This is a genomic window from Pseudomonadota bacterium, assembly GCA_030859565.1.
In the GTDB taxonomy this organism is placed as follows: domain Bacteria; phylum Pseudomonadota; class Gammaproteobacteria; order JACCXJ01; family JACCXJ01; genus USCg-Taylor.
The window spans coordinates 1-18,923 of sequence record JALZJW010000074.1 but is presented as its reverse complement, the minus strand read 5'-3'; the positions used below and the strand labels follow the sequence as shown (position 1 = coordinate 18,923).

Sequence of the window (18,923 nt, the reverse complement as noted above, 5' to 3'; positions counted from 1 at the left end):
GATTTGTCCTGTTGGCGTCTCGACCGCAGCGGCTAATTCAAGCGGCCTTCTTTTCTGATGTCCTCATCAATGCCTTTAGCCCATGTATCCACACATTGGTGAGAAATGCGGGCTAGTGCAAGCACCTGCCGCCGCGAATGGATCTCCTTGATCCGTAATAGATTGACGCGGACGACAAGGAGGGGGCACGCACGTTGCTCAATGAGCGTACGAAGGAGGCAATATGAATACGAGAGAGAAAGATGTGAAAATCGCCATTGGCGCGGCGCGAGCCGAGCAGCCGCGCAAAGACATGCTCTGACCCTGCAAAGGCTCTAGTTCGCGGCGAGGTTGCTGTCCGCGATACGCAACACACGCATTCGCGGTAAACACCATGGGCCAGAAGCAGGCCGAAACCGGGACACATAGAGATTCCGACACGGCGCTGTTGCTCATCGATTCATCAACGATCTCGAATTCCCGGGCGGCGACAGATTCCTCCTTCATGCGATGGGTGCGGCGAAACGCGCGGCGGCGCTGAAAAAGCGAGCGAAACACGAAACGTTCGCCGAAAGTCATCGGCCTCGTGGCGGTCCTGCAGAAGAGCCTGTCGAAAGCCGGCGGGCGCAGGGGCTGCCGCGAAACCCGCCCGCCGCAAGAAGGCGGCATAGAACCGGTATGAGCGCCTGGAAATCGAGATTGCGCGCCACTGGCAGCCTTCTCAAGGAAATGGCGGGCGATTGGATGGAGGACAACGTTTTGCGGCTGAGCGCCGCGCTCGCTTACTACTCGATTTTTTCCATCGCGCCGCTCCTCGTGATTGCCGTCGGGATCGCCGGAGAGGGGTGCTCGGACCGGACGCCGTGCGTGGGCATCTCGACGATCAACTGCGCGGCATGATGGGGCCGGAAGCCGCGAAGGCCGTGCAATCGATGGTGCAAAGCGCATCAAAGCCGAGCGATAGCGCATGGGCGACCGCGATCGGCTTCCTGACGCTGCTGCTCGGCGCGTCGGGCGTTTTCGGGCAGCTCAAAGATGCGCTGAATACGATCTGGGAAGTGAAAGCGCGCCGCAGTAGTGGCCTGCTCGGCTTTGTGAAAGAGCGGCTCTTGTCGTTCGGCATGGTGCTCGTCATCGGTTTCCTGCTGCTCACCTCGCTCGTGCTCACCACGGCACTTGCGGCGTTCATGAAATATTTTGGCGGCATGTTTCCGATTTCGGAGGCGGCCGCGGGCATCACCGCATTCGTCGTTTCCGCGGGGATAGTCACCACGCTCTTCGCGCTGATTTTTAAAGTGCTCCCAGATGCGAACGTCTCTTGGCGTCACGTCTGGATCGGCGCGGCAGTTACCGCTCTGTTTTTTGAAATCGGCAAGTTTCTCCTCGGCTTCTACCTCGGCCGCCAAAGCACCGCGTCGAGCTACGGCGCGGCAGGCTCTGTCGTGCTCGTGCTGCTCTGAGTGTACTATACGTCGATAATTCTTTTGACCGGAGCGGAATTCACGCGGGTCTATGCAAAGGCGACTGGACACGCGATCGCCCCGGAGGGAAATGCGGCTGCGGTCACCGCCGAGATGCGCGCGCAGCAGGGACTCACCGCGCTGGCGCCGGAGCGCGCTTCTTCCGCATCCCGCGGCGGGGGCGAGCAGTCATGAGCGTTTTCGCCTGCGTGCGGCGAGAGTACGACAACCTGTGAGGAAAGAACTGCTTTTTAGAAATGAACACCGTCACCACCGATCCAGTCTGCGGGATGGAAGTCGATGAACGTCCGCAACTCCGAGCGGAGCACGATGGCGCGCTTTACCTTTTTTGCAGCGAAGGCTGTCGGACGCGTTTCCTCTAAGACCCGGACGAGTTCGTCAATCACGAAAAAGGCGGCGCCCGAGAGGACGCGAGCGAGGTGCATCGGGCGGCAGAAAGGGCGCGACGCGAGCTAGAAGGATTACATTCCGCTGATGGTTCTCGTCGTGCTCACGCTGCTCGCCGCGTGCGCACTTAATGCGCGCGCACCACTACCGACTGGGAGCGAAGTGCCGCGGCGGTGCTCTTGGTGGTCGGGCAAGCCGAGATGCGTGAGGATCTTGGCGATCACAGTCGGATCTTCGATGGCGGCGATGATCTTCAAAGTACCGCTGCATTGAGGGCACTCCTCGAGGTCGACGTCGAACACCCGGTTGAGCAGCCGGCCCAGCTCAGGCCGAGCTGCGTCGAGGGAGGGGGTGTCTTACCGTGGCGTGATGGATTGTCAGTCGCGTTGGCCGGCGGGCTCGGAACAATGGCGGGACGTGTAGCTTGGCGTTAGGTGCAAGCACACCATGGAACCGAATGAGATGCAGCACTTGAATCTGAACTACCGCCGTCGAGCGTTTCAACGGACCGGGGTCTCCGACACTTCGGTGATCGACTCGCGCACCTCCGTCAGCAGATCCCGGCACGGACTGTCATCGGCGAGCACCATATCCATCGGCGGCAACAGGCCGATGATCGCCGACAGCGTCGTGCTCACGATTTGCTTGAGCCTGTCGCCGGGGCCCAATTTCGCGGCGTCCGGGAACACGTCCCGATCGGCGAGCTTGCCGCCGACGCGAATCGGGGAACGCAACGTGAACGGGCTAAAGTCCTTGGAATAGGGCGTGACCAGCACGTTGATCTTTTCCGACGCGAGGTCCACCTTACCCTTGCCGGTGATCTTGGTATCGGTCGTATCCATGACCAGCGGATCGACCTTCACGCGTCCGTTTTCGGCCTCGAGCTTGGCGAGCGCGCAACGGATCTCGATCGGCTCGTCGCCGCTGATCGCGACGCCGATCGATTCGAATACGTCGAGCCCGATGAGCTCCATCAGCAAGTGGCTGATCTTGCCGCGCGACATCGCAACGAAAGCCTCGCCGTCGACGTGAGCCGCCATCTCGCGCACCGAGCCACCCTCGGAGCCGAGATGCATTCGCCCGTCGATCATACCGCTGCTCTCGTCTTGGAACGCCGTGCTCTTGAACAGCGCCCATAGCGGGACGTTGCGAAGCTCTCCCTCGACCTCGGCGCGCACCGGCTTGTTATCGGCGTGCAGGGTCACCGCAAGGTCGATCGCTCCTTCCCCGAGCTTGAAGCGCGCCGGCTTGGCCCGCAGCACGCCGTCTTCGACCACGATCGCGAGCGATAGGTTGTCGATGGGGATCCGCTTCGTGATCACGCGCTTCGCGTCCAGTTTTGCGTGTACGTCCATGGCGTGCAGGCGCTCGAGCTCGATCGCGGTCGCGGGAATGATTCGCTTCTCCGCTTCCTGCTGCTTCGCCTGCGCCTTCTGCTCGGCTGATGCGGTCTCGCCTTCTCCAGTCGAGGGCGGCGCCCCTAACAAGCCCGCGAGATCGTCGAAGTCGAGCTCGTCGGAAACGAAGCGTGCGTCCATGCGCGGTGGATCGGCAGCGGTGCGAATGGCGAGGTCGCCCGCTAGATCGCTATCGCCCATACGACCCTGAAAGTCGTCGAACCTCCACTCGTCGGCTTTGTTACCGAGCATGCCCGTCAACGAGTACGGCGGCGTCTTGGGAAGCACGACGCCGGCGAGTGGATAGAGCTGAGCCATGTCGGAGCCTTCGACCGTGAGCTTCACGCCGAAGCGTCCCTGGTCGAAAGCGTTGCTGAGCGTACCCTTCGCGTGCGCCGCGAACCTCTCCTTGGGTGTGTCAGGGGGTGCGCCGGTCTCGAGCTTGATCTCGATCGGATAAGGACGGTCCGCGGCCCACAGTCGCCCGATGGAGTCTCCATCGACTCGGATCTGCGACGGCCGCTCCTGATATTTCCCCTGCGCTTGAAGTGCGACCCCCCTGTTGTCGCTGTGACCGGTTGCCTCGTCGATCTGCGCGTCCCTCAGCGTCTTGCCGGCGACACGATACACGACGCGCGCATCCCGCACGCTGAGCTCGCCGATGGCGGGGAAATCTGTACGGCCTTCAGGCAGGATCGTCTCGGCCGCGGCCTCTGCCGGCGATGCGCCGGTCAACTGCCAGTTGGCCTGGCCCTCCGCGTCTTTCTCGAGGTTCACTCGCAGGCCCTCGATCTCCAGATAGGGCATCACCACGCGGCCGCGAAGCAATTCGAGCAGCTTGATGCCGAAGCGAAGCCTCTCGATTGCCACGAACTCCGGATCCTTCGCCCACTTCGCGTTCTCGAACCGGATGTCAGAGGTCTCCACGTTCGGGGTCAGTGACTTGCGAACGTTGAGATCGCCGCCGATCTCGAGCTGGCGTCCCGAAAAGTTGGCCACTCGCGCCGTGATGAGCGGTTTGAGCCAGTTGAAGTCGAAGACTGTGACGACGATCACCAGCGCCGCGACGGCGCTGGCGAAGAGGATGACGACGGCGATTGCGACCTTGCGAAGCATGTAATCGGTAAGGGCGTTCTTGGACTGAAGCCGTGGGAGCTAGAGCCGTTGAAGAAGCATTGGGCAGGTTTCGTGCCGGCGGAATCGAGGGGCGTTCTCAACGGAGCGACGCTCGGAGATGGAGAGGAGTTACAAGGAGACGCCACTTTTAAAGCTCCCCAGGCAGCATGGCGACCGGATCGCGCGCCCAAGAGAAGCGTATAGCCGCGCGGCCCCGCGGGCCACCGATCTAGGCGCTTCCTGCCCGCCTGCTTGCCTCAGCTGGGTAGAATTCCTTGCTTGGTTTACTCGATCATCCTGAGATGGCTTTCGGCGCTTTCCACGGCCATCTTGGCACTGCCAGCGTCCTGCGCTTGGAGCGCGTTATTGAGAGCGCTTTCGGCTGCGGTCAAGTGCTCCGCGCCTGCTTCCTTGGCTTGCTCAGCCGCTTGGACATGTGTCAACGACACCTGCGCATGCTCTTGGATACCCTGAATGGTACTTTCCTTAACCGCCGCCTGGGCATGCTCCAATGCTTGTGCGGTATGGGTGGCCTCCGCTGAACAGCCAACCCCTGCCACCAAGCCCAAGCTACCCGCGATTAGTCCGACTAGCGTTTTGCGTTTCATCTCTATTTCCTCCGTTCTTGTTTAATAGTTGCGATTAAGCACGACATTTGACCACCTAATCTCGCGTTGATGGGACCTTTTACCTGTGTTCATGTTAACCTCGCGCCGGGAAGGGTTTCGGGTGGGTGTAGGGGGCCGAGCTGGGGTCAGGTCCTGCCTTCGGTCTTCTTGCCTAATGGCGCGGATCTCGACAGCGACATCTCGAAAGATCCTCCGCAGCTGCTTTCAGACTATTCAGTTTCTGCTTTCTCTGCGTCGACAGTAGTGGACTGATGTGGTGTCGCCGGAACGTGGGCTTCGCTCTCAAGCACTAACTTATCTTCGATACCTTTAACCCCGGCGACGTTACGTGCCACCTGCACCGCCCGGGCCGCCTGCGCTTTCGTGTTGACCGACCCGCTTAGCGTGACTTCTCCGCTCCCAGCGCTAAGGACTACCAGGTTTCTAGCATTCACGAGAGCGGGATCCGCACGTAGCGCCGCCTCCACGCGTGCGACAAGAGCCTGATGCTCGTCTTTCTCGGCTGTCCTCGTCCTCTGACCAGCAGCAGCCTGTTCCGTGGTAGTCTGACTCCCTGTCACACCCGTCTGGCCTTGAGCATCTCTCGGCTGCTCGGCGAACGTTGGGGCGACCGCTATGAGTGTAATCGCCGAGATCGCCGCAACGGTCCGAAGTTGTTTCATGGTTATCCTCCTTTCAAGGGAAAATGAAATTAAGCAGATCCCCACCAGGCGAAGCAACGCTGGAACCCTTTTATCGCAAACGCAGTTTGTGCATGCGCGAAATACGGCTCCCGCCCGCTATAGCCTGGCCAGGATCCTCTTGCCAGATCCGACGGGTATCTTGCCGTAGTAAGATGGCCCTCTCGGTTAGAGGCATGTCATATGGCGCATGTGCCATGCCAACCCAGGGGTACCGATCGCAAGCTATTAAAAACGCGGGACAAAGAACGATGGACCGCGTAGATCAGAACCTCCATCACGAGAACCATTGGCAACAATTGCAAAAGGGCAGGTAAGATTTACTTGGGACTAGCCATGCGCCGCCATTTCTCGGCAGGATTCGGCGCAGCGCCGGCATGCTTCCGCACAGCGCTGCATATGGGCATCGTCCTTGAACTGCCCGCAATCTTCGCCGCACTGAGCGCATATCTCGGCGCACACAGCGCAGGTACGTGCATGCAGTGAGGAGCCGCGAAGCATGAAGTTCGCGCTAGTCTGACAGATCTCGGCGCAATCGATTAACAGCCGGATATGGCCGCCCTCGGCGTGTCGGCCGCCTTGCTCTAAACAATAGGTAATAGTGTTCAGACAAATACCGTGGCAGTTAACGCATTCCTGGATACATTGGCGCAATGTCTCATTCATAGATACCTCCACAACGGTAGAAGAATTTAAACTACTTTCCGCACCCCGTATAACTGAACTTACCCGATGCGGGTTGCGGTCGCATCTCCGTCTCGATCCCAGGTTGGCGAGCCTGGTGTTGAGGTGGAAGGGTCCGCTTAGTCTACCGCTTAGCCATGTGTGGATCTCAGTCTGAAAACCCGAGCTTATCTGAAACCTTCGCACAGCAACCTTCGTACCGTTGCGCGATCCGGCGCTGCTTGCTTGAAACGATGGATGGGACCGTCCGGGACGTGTCCCTGCCCATCGGTATTTTTTTCCCTCGATCAGAAATTCTTACGCGTGCGGTACATCTCGGGGAGCTAAGATTTTGTCATGCCGGTGAATGCCCATATCACGATTGACGGCGGGTACTGGATGCCGGTTCGCTCGCATGATGGTGGTTGGACAATGTACTGGCAATGGGTATGGTTATTGCCGCAGATCATGCGCTGATTCGCGATGCGGAAGCATCAAGCGACGTCCGCACGGAAAACAGCCAATGATCTTGACAGAATTATTCCCTACTCCAGTTGAACTGGCGCGGCTTTTCCCTCCCGCCGACTTTCTTTTGTGTGCCTGGTATTACGACGAGCCCAGTGAGGAAAGCCCGGGCCAGATTTTCGCCTGCTACGCCGCGGTTCGATAGACGATGCCATCCCGTATCGAAGATTACGCACTGATTGGAGATTGCGAGACCGCCGCGCTTGTGGCGCGTGACGGGTCCATCGATTGGCTTTGTTTTCCCCGTTTCGATTCCGGGGCGTGCTTCGCCGCGCTGCTAGGCACGCCGGAACACGGTCGCTGGTTACTCGCACCGGCCGCACCTATCCGCAATATCCGGCGGCGTTATCGCGAAGGCACCCTTATCCTGGAGACCGATTACGAGACCGACGAGGGCGTAGTAACGCTTATCGATTGGATGCCGCCCCGCACGGCGGTACCGGACCTGCTACGGCTGGTCGAGGGCAAGCGTGGGCGAGTACGCATGCGGATGGAGCTAATCATCCGCTTCGACTATGGATGGGTGATCCCGTGGGTGCGCCGAACGGAACGGGGCATTCGCGCGACCGCCGGACCGGATACGTTGTACCTCCGCAGCGATGTCGCCCTCTGCGGAGAAAATCTGCACACGGTGGCCGACTTCGAGGTGTCGGCCGGACAGCATATCCCCTTCGAATTGACTTGGTGCCCGACCCATGAGCCGGAACCGGACGAAAGATCGCCGCGACAAGATCTCCGGGACACCGAAGCTTGGTGGCTGGAATGGTCGGATCGCTGCACCTATCGGGGCGAATGGCGGGATGCGGTGCTGCGTTCCTTGATCACGCTCAAGGCCTTGACCTATACGCCGACCGGCGGGATCGTCGCCGCCGCGACCACTTCACTGCCCGAGCATCCGGGCGGGGTGCGCAATTGGGACTACCGATACTGCTGGCTTCGGGATGCGACGTTCACGCTCTACGCCTTGATGGACAATGGTTATACGCAGGAAGCCCGTGCCTGGCGCGAGTGGTTGATCAACGCCGTGGCCGGGGATCCGTCGGAGATCCAGATGTTGTATGGCTTGGGCGGAGAGCGGCGCTTGCCAGAATTGGAGCTTAGCTGGTTGCCCGGCTATGAAGGAGCCGCTCCGGTGCGCATCGGTAATGCCGCCTATAGCCAGCATCAGTTGGATGTCTGGGGAGAGGTCATGGATGCGCTTTATCTGGCGCGCCGTGCCGGGCTTGATCCGAGCGAAAATGCCTGGCGCGTACAGCGGGCGCTCATGGATTTCCTGGAGACCAACTGGGATAAGCCCGATGCGGGGATCTGGGAAGTCCGCGGACCGTTACGCCATTTCACTCATTCCAAGGTAATGGCCTGGGTCGCGATGGACCGTGCTGTCAAGACCGTGGAGAATCTCGGCTTGGAGGGGCCCGTCGATCGCTGGCGGCAACTGCGGCACACGATCCACGAGCGGATCTGCCGGAAGGGCTTCGATTCCGATCTGCAGTCCTTCGTCCAGTACTATGGAGCGAAACAGATCGATGCCAATCTATTGATGCTCCCGCTCGTCGGCTTCCTGCCGGCTTCCGATCCGCGCATGCGGGGCACCGTCGCCGCTATACAGCAGAACTTGATGCGTGAGAGCTTCGTTGATCGTTACTCGACTCTGCCGGAAGTCGACGGCTTGCCTCCGGGCGAGGGCGCATTCCTGCTCTGCACCTTTTGGCTCGCTGACAATCTCGCCCTCCAGGGCCGGTACGTCGAGGCCCGTGAGATCTTCGAACGGCTCTTAGATCTGCGCAACGATGTCGGCCTCCTCGCGGAGCAGTATGACCCGCAAGGCAAGCGGCTGCTCGGAAACTTCCCGCAGGCGTTTTCGCATATCGGGCTTATCAACACCGCGCGTAATTTGACGAGGGCGGGTGGTCCTTGCGAGGACCGGCAAAAGCAGTGAAGCGCGCGGTGCGCCGAATGCAAAGGTCAGAAGGCCAAAAACGGGCTGGTGATGCCCGCGTCGTCGTCTCGCTCAAAACCGACCACATAGCCGTCGTCAAAACCCCCGCCAGGGCCACAGCGGCTAACGCCATCGCCCTTATAAAGGGTCAAGTCTCCCATCTTGCATAGACGGTCTCTATGATCTATTCTCGCCACATGGCGAGGCCCCTAAGAATCGAATACGAAGGGGCGGTGTATCACATCACCTCGCGTGGCGATAGGCGAGAGCCGATGGCCTTGGACGACGTTGATCGGTCGGCGTTTGTCGAGGTGCTGGCGCAAGCGCTAAAGCGTTTTGACGCGCGAGCGTGGGCGTATTGCTTGATGGGCGATCATTACCACCTGGTGCTGCATACTCGTCAAGCCAACCTCTCGCGCGTGATGCGGCACATCAATGGCGTCTACACGCAAACGTTTAACCGGCGCCACGGCCTCGTGGGGCATCTGTTTCAAGGCCGTTTCAAAGCCATCTTGGTCGATGCCGATAGCTACCTGTTAGAGGTCTGTCGCTACGTTGACCTTAATCCCGTGCGCGCCCGCCTGGTCAAACACCCGCACGCCTACGCATGGAGCAGCTACCGAGCCCACACCGGGCTAGCGGTGCGCCCGCCGTGGTTAGACAGCAAGCCGTTGTACGCGCAACTCGCTCCAAAAAAGAGCCAAGCGACCGCTGCCAGCAAATATGCCGAGTTCGTGGCTCAAGGCGCAGGCGTCAATCTGTGGGACGACCACCTCCAGCAGCAAATATTCTTGGGCGGCGACAAATTTATCGAGCGCATGCAGCGGCTGGCAGGCCTATCCGGCCACGATAAGCCGCGAGCTCAGGTGAATAAAGCCCAGCAGCGCCGTCCAGCGAGAGCGAAACCACTCCGTAGCTACGCGCTCGCGGGGGCCAGCAGAGCCGAGCGCGATGGGCGCATAACCTTGGCGTTTAAGGAGGGGGGATACACGCAAACGATGATCGCCACGGCATTCGGCGTGTCGTCTTCTACGGTTAGTCGTGTGATCAAAGAGATGGAGTGAGAGATGGGACGTGACCCGTATTCTCTATTTTGTCAGGCTATACTCGTCGACGATGCAACCGCCGCGATTGACGAAGCGGAACGTGATCCGCTCGTCCACGCGCAGGCGCTCGTAGACGTGGTAGAAGCCGGACAACACGGAACACGGCATCGGCGCCCCAGGCCTTAAACGGCCAGCGAACCAGCGTCAGGCCGAGAGCGACGATCCAGATTCTCCGGCGCATCCTCGCATAGAATATCTCAAGTATGATCAGTTGATAATGCCGCTTCTATCTCCATGAAAAGCGCGCTCCACGTTCTTATGGCCGCTTCCGAAAACGATGGCATCAAGACTCCTGCGGGACAGGACGCGAAGGCCGGCGGTATCGGCGATGTAGTGCGTGACGTGGCGCCCGCCTTGGCGTCCTTACATAACTGCCGGATCACCGTGGTCGTACCCTCCCACGGCTTCCTGGACAAGCTCGAAGGCGCAAGGCTACTCGACATATACCATTTTCCCTTCGCGGGATCTCGGGAAGGGGTTGTCCTATTTGAAGTTCCCGGGAAAAAGCCTAATCCCAAGGTGCGGCATCTCGTCTTGCACCATGCGCGGTTTGAAACGCGCGATCCGGAGACGAACCAGCTTGAGATCTATTGTGATGACCCGCCCAAGCGGCCCTTCGCGACTGACGCGACGAAGTATGCTTGTTTCTGCGCCGCCGTCGCCGAAGGCTTGAAACGCAAGGTATTCGGCGAGGTCAATCGTGTTCATCTGCATGACTGGCACGCTGCGTTCCTGTTGATCCTCCGCTCTTTTGACGAGAGCTTTGAGGCATTGCGGGAGCTGCGGACGGTTTACACGATCCACAACGTAGCCCTTCAGGGCATACGCCCGCTACGCGGGGATCCTTCGTCCCTGGAGACTTGGTATCCGTATATCGCTGTCAAGGCTACCGATAAGCTGGCCGATCCAGAGTACCGGAATTGCCTGAATCCCATGGCCATTGGCGTGCGCCTCGCCGATGCGGTGCATCTGGTCTCACCGGGGTATAAGTCGGAAATCCTCGCGCCAAGCATTCCGCGGCGGAGCGACCCGGACGCCTCCTATTGCGGCGGCGAGGGCATCGAAGGCGACCTTCAGACGGCCGATCGTGAAGGCCGCTTGTTCGGCATTCTGAACGGGTGCGATTACGACGAGCGAAAACTGCCGCCGCGTGATTTGCCGGCTTACCGGCAATTACTCCAGCTCCTAGGCGATACCGTGTCACGCGGCGCGAGCAAGGCCGCCGTCCACCACCTCGCTTTGAAGCGAATTCACTTACTCCGAGCCTCGGCCCGCCGATCCAACGTCCTCCTAACTTGTGTGACACGAATAGTGAATCAGAAACTACGGTTGATGCGTGCCGACGCCGGCCAAGGCAAACCCGCCCTAGAACAAATCCTGGAGGGGCTGTCCACGGACGGTGTCTTGATCCTTTTGGGGATGGGGGACCGCGACTTGGAGCGCTTTCTGTTCGACTTGAGTAACCGATTTCACAATTTCGTTTTTATCAATGGTTTTGACAGCAATTGCGCGGCGGGCCTGTTTGCAAACGGCGATCTCTTCTTGATGCCGAGCTCCTTCGAGCCGTGCGGGATTAGCCAGATGCTTGCCATGCGCGATGGCCAGCCCTGTGTCGTTCACCACACCGGTGGGTTGAAGGACACGGTTCAAGACGGTAGGACAGGTTTCGCATTCAACGGCGAGGGTCTTGAAGCGCAAGCGAAGAACTTCGTGCATACGGTCTTCAGGGCCGTCAACGTACTGACTGAAGATCCAGCAGGTTTCCAAGCGATTCGTGAGACTGCATTCGAAAAGAGGTTCTTGTGGGGCGACACCGTTCGAGAATATGTACACTACCTCTATCGTTCGGAATAACTGTTGCCACCTACTTTTAGCGGTAGAGTTATTTCGTCGTCCTCATTTCGTGCGCGCTATTCCTCCGCATTCTACCTATTGACGCACCGGTACAAGCGACACAGCAACAGGAGGCCATCTTGCTTGATTTAACCGGCAGTACGCTCGGTATCGCCGCACTCGGCATTTTCGTTTTGGCGTATGGACTCGTCGTCAGCGAGGAAATCATCGGGCTGCGTAAGTCCAAGCCGGTTATCGTCGCGGCGGGGGTCATCTGGCTGCTCGTGGCGATCGCCTACGCCGATGCCGGACGAGCGCCGGAGGTTGCACAGGCCGTTCGCCATTATCTTCTGGAGTTCGCGGAGCTGATGCTGTTTTTGCTGTCGGCGATGACCTATGTCAATACCCTGGAGGAGCGCAACATCTTCAAGGCCTTGCGGTCGTGGCTGGCCGCGGCGGGATTTTCCTTACGGGCGGTGTTCTGGCTTACCGGACTCTTGGCGTTTTTTATTTCCCCGATCGCCGATAACCTTACCACCGCCCTGGTCATGGGCGCGGTGGTATTGGCCGTTGGCGCGGGCCACCCTGGATTCGTCGCCGCGGCGTGCATCAATATCGTCGTGGCCGCCAACGCCGGCGGCGCATTTAGCCCTTTCGGCGACATCACCACGCTGATGGTATGGCAAAAAGGCACGGTCGGGTTCGGAGATTTTTTCGCCTTGTTCCTACCGGCGGCGGTCAATTGGCTGGTCCCGGCCGCGATCATCTCCTTATCGGTTCGCGCCGGACGACCCGCCGCGTTCCGCGAGCTTGTCCCGGCCAAACCGGGAGGGTATGTCATTATCGTCTTGTTTGTCGCGACCATCGCGATGACGGTCGCACTATACCATTTCGCCCATCTGCCACCGTTTCTCGGCATGATGACGGGGCTTGGGCTGCTTATGGTCTACGGGCATGTCATCCGCCGCACTGAATTACGGCGGTGGACTTCGTTGCCCGAGTTGGATTCGGAAGCATTGAACATTCGCGATTGTTACAAGCCCGCGGTCAAGCCCTTCGATATCTTCATCAGCATGAAGCGCATCGAGTGGGATACCTTAATGTTTTATTACGGCGTAATGTTGTGCGTCGGCGGTCTCGGCGCCTTCGGGTATCTGGCGCTCGTGTCGCAGACGCTTTACGTGGATCTCGGGCCCACCGCGGCGAACATCCTCGTGGGCGTGGGCTCCTCGGTGATCGGCAATATTCCGGTCATGTTCGCGGTCTTAACGATGAACCCTGAGATGTCGCTCGGCCAGTGGCTGCTCGTCACACTGACCGCCGGGGTGGGCGGGTCGTTATTGTCGATCGGCTCGCCGGCGGGTGTGGCGCTGATGGGGCAGGCGCGCGAAGTCTATACGTTCTTTGCCCATCTCAAGTGGACGTGGGCCGTGGCGCTCGGGTATGCCGCCAGCATAGCGGTGCATTTAGCCTGGAACGCGCATACGTTCTAATTCTGATCATCTCCCGCTATCATCCGCGGCGGCCACATCAAACATAAGCTAGGCAAAATGGCAAACTGGTTATCCAAGCAACGAACTATTGCGCGCCCGAACTATAATCGCTGGCTGGTGCCGCCCGCCGCGCTGGCGATCCACCTGTCCATCGGGATGGCCTACGGGTTCAGCGTGTTCTGGATCCCGCTCGAACATGCGGTCGGCATCAGCGAGCCGGTTCCCTGTGACACGGATACGGCCGATGGGATCATCGAATCCTGGCGCGGAATTCTGGGCTATAGCGACTCGGGGGTTTGCGATTGGCAACGCAGTACGCTCGGTTGGCTCTATACGCTGTTCTTCGTGTTCCTCGGATCATCGGCCGCGGTCTTCGGGCATTGGCTGGAACGCGAAGGTCCGCGCAAGGCCGGCGTCTACGCGGCCTGTTGCTGGGCCGGAGGGTTTTTGATCTCCGCGGCGGGAGTGTACTGGCATCACATCTGGTTGTTGTGGCTCGGATCGGGGGTGATCGGCGGGATCGGCTTGGGCCTGGGATACATCTCGCCGGTGTCGACGTTGATCAAATGGTTTCCGGATCGCCGCGGCATGGCCACGGGCATGGCGATTATGGGGTTCGGAGGCGGGGCGATGATCGGGGCGCCGCTCGCCGATCTACTGATGAAGTATTATGCGGGGCCCGATTCGGTTGGCGTGTGGGAAACCTTCGTGACGCTGAGCGCGATTTATTTTGTCGCCATGATGGGTGGGGCCTTCGGGTACCGCGTGCCGCCGCTAGGATGGGCGCCGGCAGGCTGGCAGCCGAACCCTAACCGCAAGAGCATGATCACGACCGGGCATGTGCACCTCAACATGGCGCATAAAACGCCGCATTTTTGGCTCCTATGGGGCGTGCTCTGTCTGAACGTGAGCGCGGGTATCGGTGTGATCGGCGTGGCCTCGCCCATGCTCCAAGAGGTATTCGGAGGCAACCTCATCGGATCGGACATGCCGCTCAAAGACCTGACCGTCGAGCAAGCCGCGCAGGTTGCGACAATTGCGGCGGCGTTCACCGGTCTACTGAGTCTCTTTAATATCGCCGGCCGCATCGTCTGGGCTTCCCTATCCGATTACATCGGGCGCAAGCGTACCTATTTTCTATTCTTTTCCTTGGGCGCGGTGCTGTATGCATCGGCGCCCTTCGCCGGGGAGATCAAGAACGCCGCGCTGTTCGTCGGGCTCTTTTGCTTGATTCTGACGATGTACGGCGGCGGCTTTGCCACAATACCGGCCTATCTGGCCGATATATTCGGCACGCAATTCGTCGGCGCCATCCACGGCCGCTTGTTAACGGCCTGGTCAACGGCGGGAGTACTAGGGCCGGTGCTCGTGAACTACCTGCGCGAATACCAAGTGGGGCTCGGGGTACCCGTGGCGCAAGCCTACAACACCACGATGTATGTCTTGGCGGGTTTACTCGTAGTGGGGTTTTTCTGTAACCTCGCGATGCGGCCTGTGGCTCCGAAGTACTACATGAGCGACGAAGAATTAGCCACCGAGCGCCTTATGGCGCACGAGGGCGGTTGGAAAGCAGAAACTAATCGCGAGCGCTTATGAGCGAAACCGGAAACCACGAGCACCCGAGCCCGCTGAGCTGGCTATTGGTCGCCATCGCGTGGACCTTGGTCGGTTTACCCCTACTCTGGGGGATCTTTAGGACCTTGGAGAAGGCGAAGTTGTTGTTTGGTTGAGACGTGATCGCGCTAACGTGAAGATCCCGCCCTCGATCGGGTTCAATCGGCTCCCTCCCCAAAAAGATCTGCCTCGTTCGGCACCGCCGGCTCGACTTGCTTAGCGGATGCCGTCGTTGTTGCCGGGATCAATCGTTCGCGCGCCGCATGCGCCCGGTACCGGCCGCGCTTTGGAGGCGCCGCGAGCGCCTGCGGGCCAGCAAGCGACGCCACCGCTTTCACGCCCGCCAAGCTCGTGAAACCGGCGTCGAGCAATTCCACCATTTGGCGGTCGCGAGAACGCGCGCTTCGGCCGCCCAATACCGCCGCGAGCAACCGGCGATCACCGCGCCTGGCCGAGGCGACCAGGTTGAAGCCCGACGCGCGCACATATCCGGTCTTAATGCCATCGCTCCCGGCGTATCCACCGAGCAGGTGGTTGTGGTTACGGTAGAAGCGGCCCTTATAACGGAAGTGCTTCGTCGCGAACAGCGGATAATGCCGCGGGAAGTCGTTCAACAACGCCAGGCCCAGCGTTACCATATCGCGGGCGCAACTGTACTGGCGGCGGTCAGGCAGCCCGGAGGCGTTGTAAAAGCGAGTGTTGGGCATGCCGAGGTAGCGGGCCTTCACGGTCATCAAGCGAGCGAAATTGGTTTCGGTGGCGCCAAGGGCTTCCGCGAGCACCACCGCCGCGTCATTTGCCGAATGCGTAATCAAGGCAAGGATGGCATCGTCGACGGGAATTATTTGGCCGCGGCGTAGGCCCAGCCGAGTCGCCTGCATCCGGGACGCGTGGGCCGAGACCCGCAGTTGCTGATCGAGCCTGAGTTGTTGCTGCTCGAGCGCTTCGAAGACCAGATACAGCGTCATCATCTTCGTGAGCGAAGCCGGTTGCCCGCGGTGATCGGCATTGAACTCGTGTATTACCGCGCCGGAGCGTGCATCGACGACGATCGAGGCGTAAGGCGGCTGGGCTTGCAGCGGCTGGGCGACCGTTATCCCGACTACCATCAGCGCGAAAATGAATGGAAGGCGCGCCAATGCTCCGGCACGCACCGGCCCGAAGCGGCAAGGTTTGGCAATCCTAAGCATATGAAACCTCGGTAACCTTAATAAGCAAATGCGTGATCGTTACATTCGTTGATAACTAACTTCGTAAGCCGTGCGCAACATGGCGTTTATACAGCTAGCAAATAGCACCCCACGTTCGTTACCCGTTATCGGCAAGCAACGCTAAACCTTTTCGATGATGCCGGTGTGATCCGCTGTCCCCGTCGAGCCAGTCTCGGTGGCGCGGCCGGGCGGATTAAACCACGCGAGCTTCTCGTGTAACCGCACCACTTCGCCGACGATAACCATGAGAGGCGCGCGTATATTCTCATCTTGGGCATGAGACGGCACGCTGTTTAAATTTCCGATGATCACCCGCTGCGACGGGGTGGTGCCTTGATGGATCAGTGCGACCGGAGTCTCGCCAGCCATGCCGTGCGATAGCAATCCCTGGCAGAGAAGGGCGAGCCCTTGCAAGCCCATATAGACGGCGATCGTTTGCCGTGGTTGCACCAAGGCATCCCAGTTGAGGTCCAAGGAGCCTTCCTTGAGGTGCCCGGTGACGAATACACAGGACTGAGCGTAATCCCGGTGTGTCAAGGGGATGCCGGCGTAGCACGCGCAGCCGGCGGCCGCCGTGATACCGGGCACCACCTGAAACGGGATGCCCTCCGCCGAGAGCGTGTCGATTTCCTCGCCCCCGCGCCCGAAGATGAACGGATCGCCGCCCTTGAGTCTCAGCACTCGCTGGCCTTGGCGGGCGAGCTCGATGAGTTTGCGGTGGATCTCGTGCTGCGGTACGGAATGGCGGCTGCTTTCCTTCCCGGCATAGATGCGCTCGGCATCCTTACGCACGAGATCAAGCACGGCGGGGGCTACAAGACGGTCATAGAGCACAACATCGGCTTGCTGCATCAATCGCAGGGCCCGGAAGGTCAAAAGGTCCGGATCGCCCGGGCCGGCGCCCACTAAGTAAACCTCGCCCACGAGTTTCGGGCCGGGCGATTCGGCATCGAATTCCCGGGTTAACGCGGTCACCGCCGCTCGCTCGCGTCCAGCGAATAGCATCTCCGCGATGGGTCCCTGGAGGATCCGTTCCCAAAACCGCCGGCGCGCGGTGGGGTCGTTAAAACGCAAACGGGCGCGATCACGAAACTCAGCCATTAATGCAGCGAGGCGACCGTATGCGGCGGGGATCAGTGTTTCCAATCGAGCGCGGAGCAGGCGCGCAAGCACCGGAGAGGCGCCGCCCGTGGAAACCGCAATCTGAACCGGCGCACGCTCGATGATCGATGGCATGATAAACGTGCAACACGCTGGATCATCGGCCACATTCACCGGAACCCCGAGGCGCCGGGCGTGGCGAGCCACCGTTGCGTTGATTTCCGGGTCGTCGGTTGCGGCGAACGCGAGCCATGCTTCCCGCAGGTCGTCCGGCTTGAATTCTCGCCCAACATGCGTAATCGCTCCCGTCTCTGACAAGCTCCTTAAGCGCAAGCTGATCCGCGGCGCGACGACAATCACCCGCGCTGCGCGCCGAAGTAACAGCTCGGCTTTTCGCGCGGCCACCTCACCGCCGCCCACGACCAGACACGGGCGGTCTTTGACCTGGTAATAGATGGGTAGGTGAAACATTGTTTAGGGCGCCGGGCTAGTCCGTTAATGAGGCGATTATAGTATTGGCCACTGGCATTAGACAGCAACGCCGTTCGCGCTCACCGCTTCGGCTGAGATATTCAGGATCCGGCGGATCCCCTCGGTTTTGAAGCCCAAGGCCATCGGCCTGCGAACGCCCGGCAACACCGCCACATCGTATAATTCTTTGACCACCCCCTCGATGCGCAGCGAGTGTACCGCATCACCGCTCCTGAGATTGATCACCTGCAAGCCGCAGCGGGCCTCCGCCTTGCGCTCTCGAAGGTTGTCGTCCAATGCGAGGCCGGAGAAGGTGCGGTTCTCGCGGCAGAGCGACAGATCCACCACGGCAAAATCCCCGATGAAGCTCAAGCCCCGCGCGTAGCCGGGGCAGAAGGTAACCCGCTCGAACCGGCCCTGCGGGAGGTCCACGTAGCCGAAGTAGCCGCTGCCGGGATCGAGCAGCCACAGCTTACCCCGGTAGAGCCGCGGGGAGTGCGGCTGGAGAGACCGCCGAGCACGATCGCGTTGCTGGCCACATCGATCACGACCTCCCCCCGTCCTGCCGTCTATCGCGCCAGCCGTCGTGCACGTCACTCTCACTCACGGCGGTGACATAACGCGGCCGGCCAGACTCCATGGCTAGACCGTTCAGATGGCAGCGATCCTCGGCGGCGAGCTTGCTGATAAACGGCGGCTTCCATAGGGGGATGAAGCTGTAGTGCTCGGCACGACGGCAAGGCAACTGAACAGGGTGTTCACGAACACCACGCGCCCTTCCTTATCCACGGCCACATCATGGATGTCGAGATCCCCAGTGGTATAACCGATCTGCGGCACGTAGAGCCGATCATAACCTTGATGCCTTTGGCCCGGGGAAAGGAAATTCTCGAAGCGCCATAATTGATAAAGCGAGGTCACGTAGAGCGTCTCCGCCGTGGCATACAGCCCTAGACAGCGGTTGAAGGTGCGCTCGAATACCGACAGCCGGCCGTCGGCGCGCAGGCCGATAAAGAAGAGCTTCCCCGACTGATAGGTGGTAAAGGCGAGACTGACGTGTTGTTCCGCGAGCCAGCTCGTGAACTGGCGTGAACCCGTCAGCTCCAGACCGGGTTTGGCGGATCCCGTGCGATTTTCGGCCATGAGAGCCACTATAGCCGATGACAGGGTGGGTTAGCTGAATAACCGCCCGTGACGGAAGGCGTTTGGAAGAAACACGGTGGGCGGATTTGCGGTAAGGTGGGAAGACCGCGCCGCCGAAGACCGAAGCGTCAATGGTGTGATCGCATCCGTGGGTT

The 18,923-nt window shown here is 60.1% G+C and carries 18 protein-coding genes and 1 pseudogene; 10 read left to right on the top strand and 9 right to left on the bottom strand.

What is annotated here, in order from left to right:
- Positions 1-198 precede the first annotated feature (198 nt).
- The gene (locus M3436_12075) at positions 199-558 is read right to left on the bottom strand and encodes a hypothetical protein (GenBank protein ID MDQ3564839.1); all 360 of its coding nucleotides are present in this window, start codon (positions 556-558) and stop codon (positions 199-201) included.
- A 99-nt stretch (positions 559-657) separates the two neighbouring features.
- On the opposite strand from M3436_12075, the gene M3436_12070 reads away from it, so the two are divergent.
- The 4 genes from M3436_12070 to M3436_12055 all read left to right on the top strand — a co-directional run bounded on the left by M3436_12070 (position 658) and on the right by M3436_12055 (position 1,822).
- On the top strand, positions 658-879 hold the full coding sequence (locus tag M3436_12070) for a hypothetical protein (protein ID MDQ3564838.1): 222 nt from the start codon (positions 658-660) through the stop codon (positions 877-879).
- Positions 825-1,439, top strand: coding sequence for a YihY/virulence factor BrkB family protein (locus M3436_12065; protein MDQ3564837.1), 615 nt, complete (start codon positions 825-827; stop codon positions 1,437-1,439). Before M3436_12070 ends, M3436_12065 begins: the two co-directional genes overlap by 55 nt.
- Before the next feature lie 24 nt (positions 1,440-1,463).
- Entirely contained in the window at positions 1,464-1,634 is a 171-nt protein-coding gene (locus tag M3436_12060; GenBank protein ID MDQ3564836.1) for a hypothetical protein, read from the top strand.
- Positions 1,635-1,729: 95 nt separating this feature from the next.
- On the top strand, positions 1,730-1,822 hold the full coding sequence (locus M3436_12055) for a hypothetical protein (GenBank protein ID MDQ3564835.1): 93 nt from the start codon (positions 1,730-1,732) through the stop codon (positions 1,820-1,822).
- A gap of 99 nt (positions 1,823-1,921) precedes the next feature.
- Here the strand turns inward: M3436_12055 and M3436_12050 are convergent, their stop codons facing one another.
- The 5 genes from M3436_12050 to M3436_12030 all read right to left on the bottom strand — a co-directional run bounded on the left by M3436_12050 (position 1,922) and on the right by M3436_12030 (position 6,335).
- On the bottom strand, positions 1,922-2,104 hold the full coding sequence (locus M3436_12050) for a hypothetical protein (GenBank protein MDQ3564834.1): 183 nt from the start codon (positions 2,102-2,104) through the stop codon (positions 1,922-1,924).
- Positions 2,105-2,347: 243 nt separating this feature from the next.
- Positions 2,348-4,360 carry an AsmA family protein gene (locus tag M3436_12045; protein ID MDQ3564833.1) on the bottom strand — a complete coding sequence of 671 codons (2,013 nt, stop codon included), beginning with the start codon at positions 4,358-4,360 and terminating at the stop codon, positions 2,348-2,350.
- A gap of 284 nt (positions 4,361-4,644) precedes the next feature.
- Entirely contained in the window at positions 4,645-4,968 is a 324-nt protein-coding gene (locus M3436_12040) for a hypothetical protein (GenBank protein ID MDQ3564832.1), read from the bottom strand.
- Positions 4,969-5,198: 230 nt separating this feature from the next.
- Positions 5,199-5,651: a BON domain-containing protein gene (locus M3436_12035; GenBank protein ID MDQ3564831.1), complete on the bottom strand. Its 453-nt coding sequence runs from the start codon at positions 5,649-5,651 to the stop codon at positions 5,199-5,201.
- Between the two features lie 348 nt (positions 5,652-5,999).
- Positions 6,000-6,335 (bottom strand): four-helix bundle copper-binding protein, encoded by a 336-nt coding sequence (locus tag M3436_12030; protein ID MDQ3564830.1) that lies wholly within the window; start codon positions 6,333-6,335, stop codon positions 6,000-6,002.
- Positions 6,336-7,005: 670 nt separating this feature from the next.
- Here M3436_12030 and M3436_12025 point away from each other — a divergent pair.
- The 6 genes from M3436_12025 (at position 7,006) to M3436_12000 (ending at position 14,958) form a co-directional block, all read left to right on the top strand.
- A complete protein-coding gene (locus M3436_12025; GenBank protein ID MDQ3564829.1) occupies positions 7,006-8,796 on the top strand; it encodes a glycoside hydrolase family 15 protein in 1,791 nt (596 codons plus the stop codon).
- Positions 8,797-8,975: 179 nt separating this feature from the next.
- Positions 8,976-9,860 carry a transposase gene (locus M3436_12020; GenBank protein ID MDQ3564828.1) on the top strand — a complete coding sequence of 295 codons (885 nt, stop codon included), beginning with the start codon at positions 8,976-8,978 and terminating at the stop codon, positions 9,858-9,860.
- 300 nt (positions 9,861-10,160) lie between these two features.
- Positions 10,161-11,756 (top strand): glycogen/starch synthase, encoded by a 1,596-nt coding sequence (locus M3436_12015; GenBank protein ID MDQ3564827.1) that lies wholly within the window; start codon positions 10,161-10,163, stop codon positions 11,754-11,756.
- Positions 11,757-11,824: 68 nt separating this feature from the next.
- Positions 11,825-13,228 carry a sodium:proton antiporter NhaD gene (nhaD, locus tag M3436_12010; GenBank protein MDQ3564826.1) on the top strand — a complete coding sequence of 468 codons (1,404 nt, stop codon included), beginning with the start codon at positions 11,825-11,827 and terminating at the stop codon, positions 13,226-13,228.
- A 57-nt stretch (positions 13,229-13,285) separates the two neighbouring features.
- Positions 13,286-14,824 carry an OFA family MFS transporter gene (locus tag M3436_12005; GenBank protein ID MDQ3564825.1) on the top strand — a complete coding sequence of 513 codons (1,539 nt, stop codon included), beginning with the start codon at positions 13,286-13,288 and terminating at the stop codon, positions 14,822-14,824.
- Positions 14,821-14,958 (top strand): hypothetical protein, encoded by a 138-nt coding sequence (locus tag M3436_12000; GenBank protein MDQ3564824.1) that lies wholly within the window; start codon positions 14,821-14,823, stop codon positions 14,956-14,958. Before M3436_12005 ends, M3436_12000 begins: the two co-directional genes overlap by 4 nt.
- 42 nt (positions 14,959-15,000) lie before the next feature.
- Here the strand turns inward: M3436_12000 and M3436_11995 are convergent, their stop codons facing one another.
- The 3 genes and pseudogenes from M3436_11995 to M3436_11985 all read right to left on the bottom strand — a co-directional run bounded on the left by M3436_11995 (position 15,001) and on the right by M3436_11985 (position 18,768).
- Positions 15,001-16,032 carry a D-alanyl-D-alanine carboxypeptidase gene (locus M3436_11995; GenBank protein MDQ3564823.1) on the bottom strand — a complete coding sequence of 344 codons (1,032 nt, stop codon included), beginning with the start codon at positions 16,030-16,032 and terminating at the stop codon, positions 15,001-15,003.
- Positions 16,033-16,173: 141 nt separating this feature from the next.
- Positions 16,174-17,625 carry a siroheme synthase CysG gene (gene cysG, locus M3436_11990; protein ID MDQ3564822.1) on the bottom strand — a complete coding sequence of 484 codons (1,452 nt, stop codon included), beginning with the start codon at positions 17,623-17,625 and terminating at the stop codon, positions 16,174-16,176.
- A 57-nt stretch (positions 17,626-17,682) separates the two neighbouring features.
- A pseudogene (locus tag M3436_11985) lies at positions 17,683-18,768 on the bottom strand (TIGR03032 family protein).
- Positions 18,769-18,923 lie beyond the last annotated feature (155 nt).